Below are 19,919 nucleotides of genomic sequence, written 5' to 3' on the forward strand. Positions count from 1 at the left end.
TGGCTGCTCGATTGAGAAAGACCCGCGCGACGCTCAAGCAACAGTGTCCGCGCAGCCCGACTAGACGTTTATCGAGACAGACCATGACAAGCAAACACAACCCGCAGACTCCCACTCAGCCAGACAAGACACCGGATATTGCCATCGTCGGCCTGTCTCTGCGTTTTCCGGGCGCCGATAACAAACATCAGTTCTGGCACAACCTCAGTCATAAAATCAGCAGTATCAGCGAAGTGCCCGTTGAGCGTTGGGACTGGAAAAAATACTACGACCCAAGGCCTGGTAAAAACGCACAAAAGAGCATCAGCAAATGGGGGGGATTTATTGGCGATATCGCCGGGTTTGATGCCGGTTTTTTTGCTATCTCACCCAAAGAAGCGCAGAGTATGGATCCCCAGCAGCGCCTGAGTATGGAGCTGGCCTGGGCCTGCTTTGAAGATGCGGGCCTCAGGCCATCGCAGTTTAAAAATACCGCTACAGGTGTCTATCTGGGGTGCAGCAATACCGACTATCAGGAGTTTTCGACCGGTAATATCGACCCGCACTTTCTGACCGGTATGTCGACCGGTGTGTTTGCCAACCGCATCTCGCACTATTTTAATTTCCAGGGGCCGAGTGAAACCGTCGATACTGCCTGCTCTTCGTCTTTGGTGGCCATTCACAAAGCCATGAATGACTTTCGCTCCGGCGAGATCAGTGCGGCGCTGGTTGGTGGCGTCAACTTACTGATCACCAAAAACCGCTATGTCAGCTTTAGTAAACTGGGCGTGCTGTCGCCTCAGGGGCGCTGCAAAACCCTGGATGCCGAGGCCGATGGCTATGTTCGTGGTGAAGGCGTGGGCATGGTGCTGTTACTGCCGGTCGAGACTGCCAAAAAGCTAAATGCGACCATCTATGGCATCATCAAAGGCAGCGCTGTGGGACACTCAGGTAAAACCAATACCCTGACCTCACCGAGCCCATTTTCGCAGTCGCGGGTGATCCAGCAGGCCATCGACAATGCCCAGCTTGGCTCTGATCAGATTGGCTTTGTCGAATTACATGGCACCGGCACCGTACTGGGCGACCCACTAGAGATCCAGGGCTTGAAACGCGCCTTTCGCGCCAGTAAACAAAAAACGCCCGGTGCACCTTGCTATCTCAGCACCGTGAAAACCAATATCGGCCATTTAGAGTCGGCTGCAGGTATTGCCGGAGTGATCAAAACCTTGCTGGCCTTTGAGCATGAACAGGTGCCGCCGCTGCAAAACTTTGCGACGCTGAATCCGAAAATCTCTCTGGAGAAATCGCCGTTTAAGTTAGCGACCGAATGTATGCCCTGGCCGGGCGAGCAGCGCCTTGCCGGGATATCTTCATTTGGCTTTGCCGGGGTAAATGCCCATGTGATCTTAGAATCACCAAAACGCCTCAACCCAGAGCGCCCAGCGTTAGACACCGCCCTGCCGATCGTGCTGTCGGCCAGGACCCAAACCGCCCTCACGCAGCGTGCCGCAGATTTGCTTGCCTACCTTGAGTCGGATAACTCGGTTGAGCTGCAGGATTTAAGTTATACGCTCACAGTGGGCCGGGAGTCGATGAAACATCGAATGGGATTTGCAGCGGACTCGCTGGCCTCCCTCAAAGCGCAACTGAGCAAGTTTGTTTCAGGTGAGGCTGGCGACTGGCACTATAGCAAAGTTGCCGCCACTACAGAGCAGGTCGAAGTCACACACGATACACTCGATGCACGCATAACCGGCTGGGTACAGGGCGATGTCATCGACTGGCAAACCAGCTATAGCGACCTCTGCCCGCAACGAATCAGTTTGCCTGCCTATCCATTTGAGCATAAACCTTACTGGCTCGCTGCAGAAGACGAAGCACAGCCCTCACATTTACACCCACTGCTGCATCGCAGTTTGCCGGCACTGGGCGAGCTGCTCTTTGCCAGTGACTTTACGGGAAATGAGCCCTTTTTACGTGACCATCAGGTACAGGGGCAGGCCGTGCTGCCCGGTGTCTGTACACTTGAAATGGTGCATGCGGCCATGACCTTGTCTGGCCAGCTAACGGATAGTCAGTCACTGCGACTGAGCCAGGTGAGCTGGCTCAGACCTGTGACCATCGACGCGCAGAGCAGCCCCGTTTATTTGTCGCTAAAACAAACCGGTGACCGGGTGACATTTGAGTTATGGCGTGAAGCAAACGATGTTCGTCAGGCATATGCCAGCGGTCAGGCAGAGGTCACTGAGCACAGCGTCACAACACAAGACATTACCGCGCTGTCTGACTCCCACACAGTCGCGACCACTGAGTTATATCAACAATTTAGCGCAGCAGGCGTGAACTATGGCCCGGCGTTTCAGCGCCTGACGACATTATGTGTTGCGGGTCAAAAGGCACAAGGCACACTGGCCCCGATAAACGCCCCGGATTTTGCCTTTGCGCCAGAGCACTCGACAGTGCCCTGCATACATTGTTGGGCTTTGCAGAGAAAGCCCAGCCGGGACTACCCTTTGCACTGGAGCAGGCTGAATTACTCGCGCCACTCCCGTCTGATAAAACCTTGATAGTCTGTGCGACCCAACATGCCCATGCAGATGCCAGCAGCCAGAGATTTGATGTGGTTCTGTGCGATGAACAAGGTGTGGTGTATGTGCATCTGCGTGGCTTTTCGACCCGCTCAATGGCGCACGATGCCGATGCGACCCAGCTGTTTACGGTACTCCCTGGCTGGCAGCACCTGACAGCACCACCGTCAGCTGAAACGACTCAAAGCAACTTTGATTATCAGGGGCCTGCGTCACTTAAGCCAGCCTGGTGTACGGACTCGGCGCAACCTGCTGATCACCTGTTGTGGGTCGCCAAAGACGAGTACGCAGATCCACTTACACTGTTTACTCACCTCAAAACCCTGATCGAACAAGGTCAAGGCACAGAGCCGCTGGCCATCACTTTGCTCACCTTCCAGACACAGCAAGTGCATGACGAAACCGTCGATGCACGCGGCGCCGGGCTGATTGGGTTGCTGCAAAGCGTGGCCCAGGAATACCCGCGCTGGCAAGTTCGCATTGTCGATTTGAGTGCTGAATGCAAAGAAGAGACAAACCACTGGCAACAGGCGACGCGCTTGCCAGCGGGCTTCTATGCTCACCGCGACGATATTTGGCATCGCTTCAGCGCCTGCGAACACACCTACCTGGATTCAGGTAAGTCAGCCTATCGCCAGGATGGCGTCTACCTGGTGCTGGGCGGCGCAGGGGGTCTGGGTCAGGTCTGGAGTGAATGGATGATCCGCCAGCATCAGGCACAAATTGTCTGGGTTGGTCGCCGCGCGCTGAATGAAGACATTGAGCAGGCCATCAACCGACTGGGGGAATTAGGCCCTGCACCGCATTATATTCAGGCCGATGCCTGCGATGAAGCGGCCATGAGAGACGTAATGTACACCATTAAGCAAGACTATGGGCAACTCCATGGCGTGGTGCATTCCGTCTTACACCTGGAAGATCAGAGCCTGGCCAACATGGACGACGCTCAGTTCCTGAGAGCTTATCAGGCCAAACAGACCAGTGGTGAAACCCTGCTTAGCGTGTGTAAAGATCAGTCGCTCGACTTTGTACTGCTGTTCTCTTCAATGCAATCTTTCTCGCCTGCTCCTGGCCAAAGTAATTACGCTGCGGGCTGTCAGTATCTGGATAGTCTGGCCCGCTCGGCCAGTGCTGAACTGCCCATTAAGGTGGTTAACTGGGGTTACTGGGGCGACGTTGGCCGGGTCAGTGACCCGTTTTATCAGCGTAAGATGCGCCAGGCCGGGATTGGCTCTATCGACGCGCAAGCAGGCATGACGGCGCTGGCAAAGTTCATGTCCTCTTCGCTGACGCAGGTGGGCGTGGTGAAAATGACACCAGAGCGAGCACAAGCGGCGCTGGTGCGCAGCAGTTATTCTTCAGAATGTCGCTATAACGCATTCCAGCCTGAACTGGCCACGCCGGCGCTGGCGCTCGGTACTCAATCCGCTGACACCGAGATACTTTATACGCTGTGTCAGGCGCTGATTAGTGCAGGCTGGCAACATCCGGCTGAGCGCACCGAGGCGCTATCAGACTTGCCAGACTATTTTGCATTATGGTGGCAGGAAACCGCACGCTACCTGAGCGAGGCCGGTTTACTACAAGACGACGAGCTCACTCTGCCGGGGCCTCCAGCCGAGCAGACTGTGCTGGCTCAGGAAGATTATGCACTGCTCAACGCCGCACTGGCGGCACTGCCCGAAATTTTATCCGGCCAGCGTAAAGCCACTGATGTGCTGTTTCCCGGCGGCTCACTGGCTCTGGTTGAATCAGTATACCGGGATAACCCGGTGGCCATGCACGCCAACCAGGCACTGGTTACTCAGCTTATCCACTACCTGAGCAGCCTGGGTGAACAACCCGTGCGGATCCTGGAGATTGGCGCAGGTACCGGCGGCACCACGCGCACAGTGCTGCCCAAATTACGCAATTTTAATGTCACTGAATACGCTTACACCGACTTATCGCAGGCCTTTTTCAGCCATGCCAAAGCACAATTTCAGCCAGACTATCCTTTTGTACAGACCGCCTATTTTGACGTCAGCAAGCCACTTTCGGAACAACAAATTGACTTAGCCAGCTATGACGTGGTGATTGCCACCAATGTACTGCACGCCACCGCCGACATGCTGAGTACACTGAATAACGCCAAGGCCTGCCTGAAGCGCGGTGGCCTGCTGTTGATCAACGAAGTCACTCAGCCATCGTTATTTACTCAGCTGACCTTTGGCCTGCTCGAAGGCTGGTGGCTGAGCAAAGACACCACGCTGCGCTTGCCAGGCTCCCCTTTATTGTCGCAGCCGCGCTGGCAGCAGTTATTAAGCAGCAATGGCTTTACTCTTGCAGCCTCTGCCACAGACGCGCAATCGCCGCAGCAAGTGCTGTGCGCGCAAAGTAATGGTCGTTTAGTACAGCAACGTCCAAAACCGGTTCAGCAAGAAACACAAATTTCAAACCACAATACAGCGATGCAACAGCCCGAACAAACACAGACCGACTCGCAGCCTGCAGCAGACAGCGCAACCTTGAGTGACTTCGTTGCCCAAACCCTCTCGGGGATCGCCAGCCAGGCGCTGAGCATGACAGCGGATGAATTAGACCCGGATGACTCATTTGCCGATTACGGCGTGGATTCGATCCTGGCCATTCAGATCCTCGATGAGATCAACGCTCGCTTTACCCTGAGCCTGCCGCCAACCTTATTGTTCGATTTTCCGTCCATCGCGACGCTGAGCGCGCACATAGTGGCTGAGCACAGCGACAAGGCAATGGCCCTGATGCACAAAGTGCAGCCAGCCATGGCGACTGTGCAACAGGCTGCGCCAAAGTCGATTCAACCCGCTACAGATGAAGTAAAACCGGCTCACAAAGCCAGTCATAACAACACAGACAAAATTGCCATCGTGGGCATGAGTGGTCAGTTTGGTGATGCCAGCAATGTCGACGAGTTCTGGGAAATGCTGAGCAACAAACGCACCTCGGTACGTGCGCAGCAACGTTGGGACCTGAGCAACTTGTCACCCGAGGCACAAAATTGGTGTCGCTACGCCAGCTTTCTGGATGACATCGCCAGCTTTGACGCGCCGTTTTTCTCCATCACACCGCAAGAAGCTGAGGTGATGGATCCGCAGCAGCGACTGTTTTTGCAAGAAGCCTACCGGGCGCTGGAAGACGCTAATATGATCACCCGGGCTGCGGGCAGCAATACCGGCGTTTATCTGGGCTGTGCGCAGGGCGACTACGCCTCGCTGGCACCCCAGGATGCCCCCGCGCAATTGTTCTGGGGCAATGCTGGTTCAGTGATCCCGGCACGGGTTTCTTATTATCTGAACCTGAAAGGGCCAGCGCTGGCCATAGACACAGCCTGCTCGTCGTCACTGGTAGCCATGCACAGTGCCTGTCAGGCGCTGAAAAACGGCGAAATAGACGCAGCATTGGCCGGGGGCGTTGCCACCTTATGCACGTCGCAGTTTTCACAACATGCCGGCAAGGCGGGCATGCTCAGTGCCGACGGCACTTGCTATACCTTTGATGACAGAGCCAATGGCTTTGTGCCAGGCGAAGGTGTCGGTGTGATGATATTAAAACGCCTGAGCGATGCCGAGCGTGATGGCGATCATATTCTGGGGGTTATTTTAGCTTCAGCCACCAACCAGGACGGCACCACCAGCGGGATCACGGCACCCAGTTCGGTTTCTCAGCAGCAGTTACATAGCCGTATATATGAGCAATTTGATATCGCCCCGGACTCTCTTAGCCTGATTGAGGCCCATGGCACCGGGACTAAGCTCGGTGACCCCATTGAATTTCAGGCCCTGACCCGGGCATTTCGTACAGCGACCCAGCGCAGCCAGTTCTGTGCACTGGGCTCGGTCAAAACCAACATCGGCCACTGCCTGACCGCCGCAGGCGTCGCCGGTGTGATCAAAACCGTGCTGGCCATGCAACACAAAACTATTCCTGCTTCGCTGCATTATCAGCAGGGCAACAGCCATATCGACTGGCAGGATACGCCGTTTTATGTCGCCCAGGATACACAACCCTGGACTGTGCCGGATGGCCAGCCACGTCGCGCTGGTGTCAGCTCATTTGGTTTCAGTGGTACCAATGCCCACCTGATCCTCGAAGAATATCAGCCGGCAGAAACCACTGTGCAAGTCGCCAGTGCACAGCCGGTGATCATTGCACTATCAGCCAAATCTCCCGAAGTGCTGCGTGACAAAGCCCGCAAACTAACGGACTGGCTCGCGCAGGCGCAACTGGATGACAGCGCACTGGAGGCGCTGGCTTATACGCTGCAAATCGCGCGCGAAGCCATGGACTGTCGTATGGCTTTTGTTGCCCACTCACTGACACAGGTGCACACCCAACTAAGTGACTTTGCTAATCAACAAACAGGCACCTATAAACAGGGCAACAGTAAACAAGGCAAAGCCATTTTAGCGGCGCTGGATAAAGACGATTTTAACCGCTGGACGCAAGCCGGTGAGCTTAACAAGTTGCTCGCTTTGTGGGTGGTCGGTGCCGAACTCGACTGGTCTGCATTTTACTCAGCTCAGCCGACCTTACTGCGCCTGCCGACGTATCCGTTTGCCAGCACTCCATACTGGCTCAGCGGGGCACCCAAACTCACACAAGTGAATCCAAAACCGGCCCCAACAGTGGTCACAGAAGATTCGCTGTTGCACCTCATCCCACAATGGCAACCACTGGATGTGACTTCACAGGCAAGCTGGTCTGGTAAACGCCAGGTCATCGCTGTGGCACCACACAACGACATGCCAGATGCCATTGTGCTGCAAGATGCATCGGGTGACACAGCACAGCGTATTGAGGCACTAACCCTCGCCCTGATAGCGCACATCAAACAGCTTGCCAGCACCACCGAGCCTTTGCTTATCCAGCTGCTCGTGCCTGCGAGTGAACCTCTGCTGATGGCGCTGACTGGGGTGCTGAAAACCGCCGCACTGGAGCATCACTTACTGAATGTCCAGCTGGTACAAAGCGATACGCCTGCACAATATGCAGCGCAACTTGCGCAGGTAAGCCAGTATACCCAGCACAAAGTGCTGCGTTTTACTCAGGGTCAGTGCGAGATACAAACACTGACGCCACAACACAGCGATGTGCCCACTTTGATGCCATGGAAAGAAAATGGCCTGTATCTAATCACGGGTGGCCTTGGCCAGCTCGGCCAGAGCTTCGTCAAAGAGATCCTGGCCCATACTCGCCATGCTCAGGTTATTATCACGGGCCGTCGCACCGCACCTGAGTCGCTCAGCGACCTGGGAGATACAAGTCGAATTCATTATTACCAAACTGATATCAGCACTCAAACCCAGTGCACTGAGCTGCTTAACCGTATTGCAGCGCAGCACGGTGCCCTGACCGGGATTTTGCACAGCGCCGGTGTGATTGACGATCAACTGATCGCGAGCAAAACTCCACAGGCAGTCCAGCGCGTGCTGGCACCCAAAGTATCCGGAGTGATGGCACTGGATGAGGCCAGCAAAGCATTACCGCTGGATTTCTTTATCTGCTTTTCATCCATTGCTGCGTGCTTTGGTAACCCGGGTCAGGCCGATTATGCCACCGCTAATGCCTTCATGGATGCCTATATGATCAAGCGCCAGCAATGGGGTGAACAAGGTCAGCGCCATGGTTTGAGCCTGTCCGTAAACTGGCCGCTGTGGGCACAAGGTGGCATGCAAATGGACGCTGTTAAGCAAAGTTTGCTGCGCTCACAGGGCCTTGCCGCCATGCCTGATGAGCTGGGCCTGAAGGCCTTCTACCAGTTGTTTAGCGAGCCGCATACACAGCAGTGCTTTTTATACGGTAACCCGGACAAGCTCACACGCTGGATAACCCCACAAGCCAGGACTCAAACTCCGAGCACCGCGCCACAGGGCGCAACCACGCTGAGTGATAGCGCTTTAATGGACCACCTTAAAACCGTGGTGGCGCAAGTCAGTAAACTGCCGGTGGAAGAGCTCGACAGCGACCTCGACTTCCGGGATATGGGCTTTGATTCCATTATGCTAATGTCCGTGGTACAGCAGCTTGAGGCCGATCCCCAACTTGGCCTGGACGCCCTGCCACCAGCATTGTTATTTGAGGTGAAAACCCTCAACCAGTTGCATGCATATCTTGTTAAACAGCAACCCAGTATCGCCACTGTGCAGGTAACAAAAGCGGAACCGAACACCCAACAAACGCCATTAGGGCAACTGCCACTATCAAAAGCCCAGCAGGGTCTGTGGCTGCTGCACAAGCAAAATCCGGCGCTGAGCAGCTACAACATCCCGCTGGTATTCGAGCTTGCCAGCCTGGACATTGCCCGTATGCAGCAAGCACTGGACAGCCTCTGTCAGCGCCACCCTGCGCTGCGCCTGCGAATTAACGAAACTGACGGTCGCCCCTGGCAACAGATCCAGCCAGACACAATCCAGATTGAGCAAACGTCTCTGGCACCGACCTCTAAGGCAGCCCTGACTGACGCAATACAACAGACCATTGCGGTGCCTTTTGATCTGTCAGGTCCTTTGCTGCGCGCAACTGCCTGGCAAGTGGCGTCAGGCGCTCAGTCACGGCATGTGATGGTGATTGTGCTGCACCATCTGATCATTGACGGGGTCTCCGCCACCCAACTGTTGTCTCAGCTGTGGCAGGCCTATCATGAAGGCATCCCAGCGACAGCGCCAGACCAGGGCTTTTTCGACTACCTTGACTGGGAGCAACAGCTACTGGCCAGCCCAAGTGCAGACACGCTTAAACAATTCTGGCAGCAGTCTCTGAACCCTACGCACGCACCGCTGACCTTACCCGGAAAACGTACAGCGCAAGTAAACCCGGGCGAGCCAAACAGTGCGCGCCTGACGCTCAGCTTGCCAGCCAGCACAGAGCAGCAACTCGAGCAGTTTTTAACCCGTCACAAGCTTAGCACCTCAGTGTTTTTCTTAACCGTGTTTCAGGCATTACTGAGCCGTCTCACTGGTCGCAGTGAGCTGATACTGGGTACGCCGGTGATGCAACGACCCAAAGCCAGTATGGCGCAGTCGCTGGGTCTGTTTGTCAATCAATTACCTCTGCCACTGACCCGCAATAGCAGCACAGATTTTGTCGGTCAGGCCCGGGCTAATCAGACACAACTGGACGCCGTGATCAGTCACAGCGCCCTGCCCTTGTCTGAGCTACTCAGTGCCGTCAATGCCCCGCGTATACCGGGTGTTCACCCGCTGTTTCAGATTGGCTATGCCTGTCATAATTTTATTCAGGCCGACTGGATAGAAGACAATCAGGCGCTACTGGGCGCACTGTGGCAGGAATTCCAGCAAGATGCCGAACTGGACCTGAGCCTGGAGGTCACCCCGCTGGGTGGTACCCATCAGCTGGCCTTTAAATTTGCGACCCGCGCTTATGAGCGCCATACCGTACAAACCCTAGCAGATAACTATCTGCAGCTGCTGGAAGACGTACTGCTGCGCGGTGACTTGCCACCTGGCGGCCAGCGTCAGCCACAAACACTGAGCGCAAAATCCGCTACTTTAGTTGACAGCTTCACCTTACAGGCCGCGCAGCACCCGACCCAGACGGCGGTCTCGTTTGCCGGTGCCACGCTGAGTTATCAGGCACTGGAGCAGCAGGCCAACCAGCTGGCCCATACTTTAATTGCCAGAGGTGCGCGGCCCGGCAGCCGGATTGCCCTGGTATTGCGCCCGGGTGTGGAGATGATAGTTGCCATGCTGGCGGTGCTGAAAACCGGTAGCGCCTACGTGCCGGTAGACCCTAACTCACCAGAAGACAGAGCACGCTTTATTCTGGCCGATGCCGATCCGGCACTGATACTGATAAGCGACGATCTGACGCCGCCTGTCGCGCACACTCAGGCGTACCGCCTCAGTGACTGCCTGCAAAGCAGCGCTATGGCGCCCGTCACTGCCCCGGGGATACCTCTGGCACCTCAGGCGCTGGCCTATATTATTTATACCTCGGGCTCTACAGGTCAGCCCAAAGGCGTGCTGGTTGAACATCACAACATTACTGCATTGCTTAGCAACACCCAGCCAGGGTTTGGGTTTAATGCCCAGGATACCTGGTGTCTGTTCCACTCGTTTGCGTTTGATTTCTCTGTGTGGGAGATCTGGGGCGCACTGGCCCATGGCGGCAAACTGGTGATAGTGAATGACGCCTGCAAAAAAGACAGTGCTGCGTTCGCGCGCTTTATTTACGATAACCAGGTAAGCATCTTAAATCAGACACCATCGGCGTTTTATCCGCTGATGACACATTTGCTGGCGCAACCGGCGCTGACACATTCTCTGCGTACCGTGATCTTTGGCGGTGAAGCGCTGGAGCTGAGTAAACTCACCCCCTGGTTTGAGGCAGCACAGCCGCTACCCAGACTGGTTAACATGTATGGCATCACGGAAACCACAGTGCATGTCACCGAGATGCTTATCACCCGCGACTTGGTCGAACAAAACCCGGGGAAAAGCATCATAGGCCAGCCACTGCCGGGTTACCGCCTTTACTTGCTAGATGAACAACACAACCCTGTCGCTGCGGGTCAGCCCGGCGAATTGTATGTTGGAGGCTGTGGCGTCAGTCGGGGTTATCATCAAAGAGCTGTGCTGACCGCAGAGCGCTTTATCCCTAATCCGCTCGCCGGGCAAAGCAAGGAGCGCCTCTATCGTACCGGCGATCTGGCGCGCCTTAATGCGCAGGGCCAGTATGAATATCTGGGCCGCTGCGACGATCAGGTTCAGATCCGCGGACACCGTATTGAGCTGGGCGAAGTACAGCATGCCGTGCTGAGCAACCCGGCTATTGACGATGCCTGTGTGCTGGCTGCCAGCAAGCGTCATGGTGAGGTGCTGGTGGCTATCTGGTTACCCAGGTGCCGCTTTCCGATGAAGCCATTCGTGCCGAGTTGTTAAAGGTTGTGCCCGAGTACATGGTGCCGGCGTACTTTGTCTCAGTGCCCGCGCTGCCTCTGACCAACAATGGCAAAGTCGATAAACGGGCGCTGCTCAGCCAGTTGCCGTTTAACTCACACACAGCACAGGCCGGGCGCTCAGCCATGGAGGTAAACCTCAGTGCAGCGGCCCCCACAGCTGGCGTATCAGGGCAAGATTTGCAGGCTGAGATCTCAGCCGTCTGGTGTGATGTGCTGGAAGTGGATCAGGTTGCGCTGGATGCGCCCTTTTTCACGGTCGGGGGCAATTCCCTGCTGGCCAATGTACTGGCCACCAAACTGAGCACCAGGTTCAATATCGATCTGCCGCTGACGGAAGTGTTTCAGTACAGCACCATTAACGCCCAGCGCGATTATTTATCGACCAAAGTCACCGTTCCAATTGCAGCGCCTGTACGAGCGCCGGAGCCGGTCCATCCTGCAAAGCCGACAACCGCCAATCAGGCCATTGCTATGATAGGTTTATCCTGTCATTACCCGGACTCTCAGGACGCGCAGACATTCTGGCAAAACCTCATTGAAGGCAAAAACTTTGTTCGCCATAGTCAACGCGCCGAGTCAGACGCAGCTATGATCTGGCTCGATACCTGGGTAGAGGGTCAGGATGCATTCGATCCCGGCTTTTTTAATCTCTCAGAAAAACAAGCTCGTACCATGAGCTATGCACAGCGACAGCTATTGCTGCATGCCTGGAAAGCGGTGGAAGATGCTGGTTATCGCAACGATCAGATCCCCAATACCGGCGTGTATATTTCCGCCTCTGGCGGCGATCTGACCGATCTTAACCTGCATGACAAGTTCAGCAACGGGGAATTTGTCCTCAACGCCGAAGACTATGTTGCATCGACGCTGAATCAGCCAGGTACACTACCAACCAGTATTTCCTATCATCTCGGTCTGACCGGCCCGAGCCTGTTTGTGCATTCCAATTGTTCCTCATCCCTGAGCGCACTGGCACTGGCCTGTTCGGCGCTTAAAGCCGGTGACATTGACTACGCCATTGTCGGCGCAGCCTGCTTATTCCCGCAGCGCACCACAGGATACAAAATAGAAAAAGGCCTCAACTTTGCCCCCGATGCGCGCTGTAAGGTCTTTGATGCCCAAGCCGATGGCATGATAGGTGGCAATGGCGTCTCTGTGGTGGTGCTCAAACGGGCCGATCAAGCAACCCAGGATAGGGACCACATCTACAGCCTGATTAAGGCGGTAAAAGTGAACAACGATGGCAAAAACAAGGCCGGCTTCTTTGCCCCGGGCACGGAAGGCCAGATGCAGGTGATCACCCAGGCACTACAAAGCGCCGATGTCTCACCGGCAAGTATCAGTTATGTCGAAGCCCATGGCACTGGCACTGCACTGGGTGACCCCATTGAATTTGCTGCGCTGCAACAGGTTTATCAGCAGCATAGCGAGGAAAAACAATACTGTGGGCTGGGTGCCGTAAAATCGAATCTGGGCCACACAGACACCCTGGCAGGGCTTACCGGACTGGTGAAAACCAGCTTGTCACTGCACCACAAGCTGCTACCCGGCACCTTGCACTACAACGAACCGAATCCACACCTCGACCTGGCCAGCTCACCATTCTACATTGTTGACAGCACACGCCTGTGGGAAACGCCTTTGTTGCCAAGGCGGGCTGCAGTCAGCTCATTCGGTATTGGCGGCACCAATGCCCACGCCATTTTGGAAGAAGCACCGGTGCAACCTAGTCAAAGCACGTTGAGCAACTTGCCTTCCATCGTCGTGCTATCAGCTGCAACCCCCGACGTGCTGAAACGTCAGGTTAGTGAGTTGCTGAGCTGGCTTGAGGGTACCCTGTGCGACGACGCATTGAGAGTAAGCCTGGCCTACACCCTGCAAACCGGTCGTCAGGTCATGGCGCATCGCGCAGGTTTTGTGACGTCTTCTCTGAACGAGCTAAAAACTCAGTTGACGAACTACCTGGCAAGGAGTGAACAAGTACCTTTGGACCCAGTTCCCGTTGGTACACCGGCCAGCTGGCTGGCACAGGGTAACTATCAGGCTATTCTGAGTCACTGGCTAGACACTGGCTTTCAAAACTGGGACTTTCTGTATCAGGGAGAGCAGGTAAGCAAGCTGAGTCTGCCGACTTATCCTTTTGATCTGAAGCCTTATACGCTCGGCCTGAGTCAGACTCAAACAGAAGACCCGGTCGCGTGCACACTGAGTGTGCCAAAGTGGCGTACTCAGCCGGTGAACACAGACAGTAGTACCGCAGCGCCAGGCAGCACGGCGTCACACTGTGTGGTGCTGTGTGACCTGCCTGACTTTGAGGTCGCAGGCGCGATCACTCAATCACTTAGCTCAAGTCATTACGCACCAGAGCAGCAGCTCAATGATTATGCGACCCAGCTGCTCAACATAGTGCAGCCACTTGCGAAAACCAGGCAACCGACCCTGCTACAGCTAGTGATAGGCAACACCCAAACCGAGCCGTTGGCTAACCTCAACAGCTGCCTGCATGGCTTACTAAAAACCGCCAGCATTGAACACCCGATGCTGCGCACACAACTGCTGCTGGTTGATCCAACATTAACCATTGATGCGTTGCAAACCCTGCTGAGCGATAACCGCAATGCGCCTGACTCTATCATCGCCTATGAGGGTAGCACCCGCACAGTACTGGACTACCAGCCACTGTGCGATGCCAGTCCGATCAGTCCATGGCAACCTGATGGCGTGTATCTGATCACCGGGGGGCTCGGGGGCATTGGCCGTCACTTTATCGCCGAACTTGCCACTTTGCCGTTTGCCACCACCGTGATAATCACAGGTCGCCGAGCCGCTGACGACGCTCAGGTACAGGCACAACTGCGCAACCTCAGACAAGATCAGATTAAACTGGTTTATCGACAACTGGATGTTGCACAGAAGATGAATGCCCTGCTGCTGGTACGGGACATAGTACGCGAATTTGGCACACTCCATGGTGTGATCCATGCGGCCGGCATCGTGCAGGATACCCTGCTGTGCAACAAAACTCCGACCTCCTTTGAGCAAGTGCTGGCTCCTAAAGTCACGGGCGTGGTGGCGCTGGATGAAGCCACAGCGGATCTGCCGCTAAACTTCTTTGCCTGCTTTGCCGGGCTCAGTGGTGTACACGGCGCAGCCTCTCAGTGTGACTATGCCACGGCCAATGCGTTTCTCGACAGCTATATGCAGCAACGTCATATCCGGGTTGCCCGTGGTGAGCGTCACGGCCTGAGCGCCAGTATTGACTGGCCTTTCTGGCAAGACGGCGGTATGCAGCGCAATGCGCAGTTTACCCACACAGATACTGCGATGCCCACTAACAGTGGCATCGATGCATTTTACCGGGCACTACAACAGCCTCAGACGTTGGTGCAATACATCCCATCAGAGCCAGCCATTGAGCAGCAAAACGCTTCCGCCATCGCAACACCAGCAGCCCAGTTTACCAGTGAAGCAGCACTGGACGCTGCGCTGACAGAGCAGCTGAGCACTATGGTGGCGGCTTTACTCGGCGCGCAACCGGATACACTGGACGGAGATACCGATCTGGGCGAATTTGGCGCGGATTCCATCGCCTTCATTACCTTTATCAATCAGCTTAATAGTCGCTATCAGCTTGAGCTGTCACCCAGTGTGCTGTTTATGCACTCGACCCTGAACAGCCTCAGAGCCCATATTATCGCCGAATATGGCGATACGCTGATCGCCACGAATAACGAGTCGCAAACAAGCTCAACGGATACAGAAGCAGAACGAGCTCCTGTAAATGCGTCAAACGATGAAGCAATCGCCATTGTTGGGATCAGTGCCGCCTTCCCCGAAGCGAGTGACCTCGACGAATTCTGGCACAATCTGAGCACAGGCAAAGACTGTGTGACCCGCCACGACTGGCCACAGCCGCAAAACAGCGAGCTCAGCTGGCCCGGCGAAATTAACTGGCTGGGCCGCCTGCGACGCGACACCGAATTCGACCCTTTATTCTTCAATATTGCCCCGGCAGAGTGCGAGCGCATTCAGTTACAAGAAAGCCTGCTTATGATGCATGTCTGGCAGTGTATTGAGAATGCCGGATACGATCCCAAATCACTGGCAGGCACCAGCACCGGGTTATTTATTGGCTGTCAGTCCGGGTATCACGAAGGGCTGATCACCTCCCCCGCATTCGCGCCAAACCGCATGAGCTACTTCCTCGACTTGCATGGTCCGAGCGAAGGGGTAGATACCACCTGTTCATCATCGCTGGTTGCCGTACACAAGGCCATGGCAGCCATTCGCATGGGTGAGTGTGAGCAAGCCATTGTTGGCGGCGTCAATATCATAGACACACCCACCGCCTCTGTGGCCATGCAGGAGATAGGTGCACTGTCGCCGGACGGGCGATGCAAAACCTTTGCAGCCGATGCAGATGGTATCGTTCGGGGTGAGGGCGTTGGCATGATCATGCTGAAAAAACGCTCGGCAGCCGAGCGCGATCAGGACGCCATTTACGCCACTTTGCTGGGGTCGGCAGTTAATCATGGCGGAAAATCACAGGGCTTTACCGTGCCAAACGCCCGGGCACAAACTCAGCTGCTGGACAAAGCCTGGCGCAACGCCAACATCGACCCGGCTACACTCAGCTACATCGAATGCCATGGCACCGGCACCACACTCGGCGATCCGGTTGAACTCGATGCGCTCAAAGCAGCCTTTAATGCGCATCAGTGGCCGACGCAGTGTGCGCTGGGCTCAGTGAAAAGTAACATAGGCCATACCGAAATTGCCGCCGGTATCGCAGGTCTCATCAAGGTTGTTTTGCAACTTAAGCATCAGATTCTGGTGCCGTCGCTCCATGTGCAGGCACTTAACCCCTATCTGGCGCTCGAGGGGACGCCGCTCACGGTACAAACTCAGGCGCAGCCCTGGGAGCACGGCGATACACCCCGCCGGGCAGCCGTCAGTGCCTTTGGGATCAGTGGCGTGAATGCCCATGTGGTACTCGAAGAGTATCAGCCGAACATCACAGCGCCACACTCAGCTCAGCCAGACACCCCGGCGATGGTGGTGCTCTCAGCCACCAACAAAGCGGCGCTGGGACAAAAAGTTGCGGAGCTTGCCAACCACATCGCGACTTTACCTGACACGCCTGAGGTACTGGCACAGCTGGCCGCGACCTTAGCACTGGGCCGCACCGCTCAGGCGTACAGACTCGGCTGGGTGGTGTCCTCACTGAGCGAGCTGTGCACAGCCCTGGGTGAGGCCATGCCTGAACAAGCCCAAAAAGTTAGCCATAACATCAGCGAGCAGCTAACAGCAGAGCAGTTGCTGACTTTGCATCAAACCAAAGAATATGCAGCCATAGTGCGTCTGTGGCAATCCGGCAAAGTCGCGAGCTGGCAACCGCTTTACCCAACTCCCGTGCCAAAACTGCACCTGCCTGGGACGTCTTTTATCAGCAAAAAAGCGGTTGAGACTGAACAAACAAATCCCTGGCTGCTGCTCGACAACCAATTTCAACCAGCGGCACTCAATCTGCCTGAGGACTGGCAGGCATCGCTGAATGCACAGCTGGCACACAGACATATTTTGCTGGTATCAGACACTCAGGCGCAACAGGCAACACTCCGTGCACAGCTGCAAGCAACAGGCAGTAAGATAACTTCGCTGTGCTTTGATCAGCTAGACAACTCAGCGCTGGATCCGGAAAATCTACCGGATACCATTTTTGTCCTAGGCTCAGGCTCGTTGTCTGAACCTGAGCAACAAATAAAGCCTCTGTTCGAGCTGATGCAACTGACCGCCCGTTATGACAATCACGCAATGCAGCTGTTTTATGGCACCCAGACCGACCAGCAAACAGAAACCCGGGACGACCTGAGTGCCCTGCTGCGTTGCTACAACCTGCGCAATCCACAACATAGCTGGACTTTGCTAGAGCAGCTTGGTGAGACTGATTGCCTGAGCGACATGTTGCTACAAGAGTTTGCCTGCACACTACTGAGCACCGCTGAGCACCAACCGAATCAGGTGCAATACCGCGATGGTGCGCGATTTGCGCTACAACTGGCGCAACTGCCAGACGCAAACGACACAGCACAATCTGAGTATGAAATACGTCGCGGTGGCACCTATCTGCTCGCCGGTGCGCTGGGCGAACTGGGCATGGCGCTGAGCCAGCGTTTGCTGGAAGACTGTGATGCGACCCTCATTTTACTGGGCAGACGCGATGAGCAAGCAGTGCAGCCACAACTAACCCAACTCAGAGACGTGGGCAATGGCACATTGTATTACCTGGCGTGTGATATTGCCGACGGCCAACAACTGGAACAACTCAGTGCCTTACTGAGCGACAAGGCATTACAGCTCAACGGCGTGTTCCACCTGGGCACCACCTACACGGAAGAAGAAAACGACTGGGCCGACTTCGCCCGCTCGATGCAGGTCAAAGTGCAAGGCACTCAGCAGCTGGATGCCCTGTTGAGCAGCTACGAGCTGGACTTTTTTGTGCTGTTCTCTTCCATGGCCGTGTTTGGCAGCCTGAATCATCTGTCGTATTCATACGCCAATGGCTTTCAGAACGCCTTTGCCCGAGCCCGGAACCAAATGGTTGAGGTGCAGCAGCGCCATGGTCAGACCCTGGCAATTAACTGGGGCTACTGGCATTCAGATGACCCGCTAAAAAGCATCGAGAACAGCTTTGCCGAGAAAAAAGGCTACCAGTTAATCCAGATGTCGGATGCCTTTGCGCAGCTGCCTAAATTACTTAGCGCCGGGCGCAGTACCCTGGCTACCATCTGCACCACAGAGCCGGAGCGTATCATGCACAACACTGCGGCACTGTTACAGCGTAAACGCCTGACGCAACCCCGCCTTGAGCACGGAACAGGTGAGGTACCTGACGCGTCTGGGGATATCGCCGCTACCGTGGTGAGCATTGTTGGCCAGGTACTGGGGATCGCTCCCGACGAGCTGGATCTGAATTGCGATCTGTATGATTATGGCTTCGACTCCATCTCATTGCTGAAAACCTTCCAGCAGCTCAAAACCCGGCTCAATATTGATATTCAGGCCGACGCCTTTAAGAACATGAATACCATCCAGGCGCTGATCGACGAAATCGACAAGGCCCATGGCCAGACTCAATCTGATGACGATGCGTCATTGCCTGAGTTTATCGTCGATGCGGGCATTGATCTGCCGACACTGCCCGATGAAATCACGCATGCCTATGAGGGTGATGCCCGTCATGTGCTGCTCACTGGTGCAACCGGCTTTTTAGGCGGTCACCTGCTGGCAGAGCTGTTGGCCACCACCGAAGCAAAGATATACTGCCTGGTGCGTGCCAGCTCCGTTGAGCAGGCACGCAGCCGGATTGCCGATAATGCCAAACAGTATGCGCTGACTCTGGACCTGGATCGTATTGTGCCTGTCCCGGGTGATATGGAGCAATCCCGCTTAGGCGTATCCGACGAGCACTGGACACGACTGTGCCGGGACATCCAGCATGTGGTGCATACGGCGTCATATGTGAACCATATCCAGCCCTACTTTGCCTTTAAAAAGTCGGTGGCTGGTACCAATGCCCTGCTCAAACTGTGCTGCACGGACACGCTGAAGATGATCCACTTTGTCTCCAGCACCACGGCCAGCACCCAGATAAAAGACTCGCACTTTTCAGTCAACCCGCGAGAATCCTTTATTCCAACAGACGAAGCGGCCTTACTGTGCAGCGGGTACGGACAGTCAAAATGGGTGCAGGAAGAAAACATTCGTCAGGCATCACTCATAGGTGTGCCCTACACGGTTTACCGCTTTTCGGAAATCTCAGGCTCATCAACAAGTGGCATTGGCAACACGGATGATGTCTTCCACCGCATCCTGAAAATGATGCTCAGCATAGAGGTACGCCCAACTGAAAGCCCGTACATGCTGGATATCATTCCGGTTGACCGCGCGGCCACATGTATCGTTGCAGGCATGAGTGACCCGCAAAAACGCAACCAGGTCTATCACGTGGCAAACCCTGCGCCACTGAGCATCGCAACCTTCTATGACTTTGCCGCTGAGCGGGGCCTGCGCTTTACCCACACGGATAAAGCGGAGTTCATTCGTGCCTGTGAAGCCTACGCGGCCCAGCGGGAAGGCAAAGATCAGGTCATTATGCAGGGCTTATTGTCATCACGCCCCGGTTACGACGAATATCTGTTTGAAGCGTATTTTATGCCGATGGACCCCTACGATAAGGACAACTTCATCGCACTGACAGAGCGCTATGACATCACGCTGGGTGACTGGGAGCGTTTGTTTGATACTTACTTTACCCAGTGGCTGGAAGACAGACACTATCGGGAGATCTGGCAGGAGAGTTAAGTGAATAACAAAGCGGGCTTTATGCCCGCTTTGCATTTAGTAATTCA

Annotated in this window: 3 protein-coding genes; all 3 read left to right on the forward strand. The window is 55.3% G+C overall.

Annotation, left to right across the window (positions count from 1 at the left end; genetic code table 11):
- The first annotated feature begins 83 nt into the window (after positions 1-83).
- Genes IY568_RS25140 through IY568_RS10830 form a run of 3 tightly spaced genes read left to right on the forward strand, consistent with a single transcriptional unit; the run spans position 84 to position 19,872 of the window.
- Positions 84-2,549: a type I polyketide synthase gene (locus IY568_RS25140; protein WP_194867545.1), complete on the forward strand. Its 2,466-nt coding sequence runs from the start codon at positions 84-86 to the stop codon at positions 2,547-2,549.
- Entirely contained in the window at positions 2,459-11,488 is a 9,030-nt protein-coding gene (locus tag IY568_RS25145) for a non-ribosomal peptide synthetase (protein ID WP_194867546.1), read from the forward strand. The genes IY568_RS25140 and IY568_RS25145 overlap by 91 nt, the downstream gene beginning before the upstream one ends.
- Positions 11,449-19,872 (forward strand): thioester reductase domain-containing protein, encoded by an 8,424-nt coding sequence (locus IY568_RS10830; RefSeq protein ID WP_194867547.1) that lies wholly within the window; start codon positions 11,449-11,451, stop codon positions 19,870-19,872. The genes IY568_RS25145 and IY568_RS10830 overlap by 40 nt, the downstream gene beginning before the upstream one ends.
- Positions 19,873-19,919: the final 47 nt, after the last annotated feature.

The organism is Pseudoalteromonas sp. PPB1, assembly GCF_015356275.1.
Lineage (GTDB): Bacteria > Pseudomonadota > Gammaproteobacteria > Enterobacterales > Alteromonadaceae > Pseudoalteromonas > Pseudoalteromonas rubra_D.

Bases quoted from the DNA above. Each gene is read 5' to 3' on its own strand.
- IY568_RS25140 (WP_194867545.1), top strand. From the start codon at position 84: ATGACAAGCAAACACAACCCGCAGACTCCCACTCAGCCAGACAAGACA.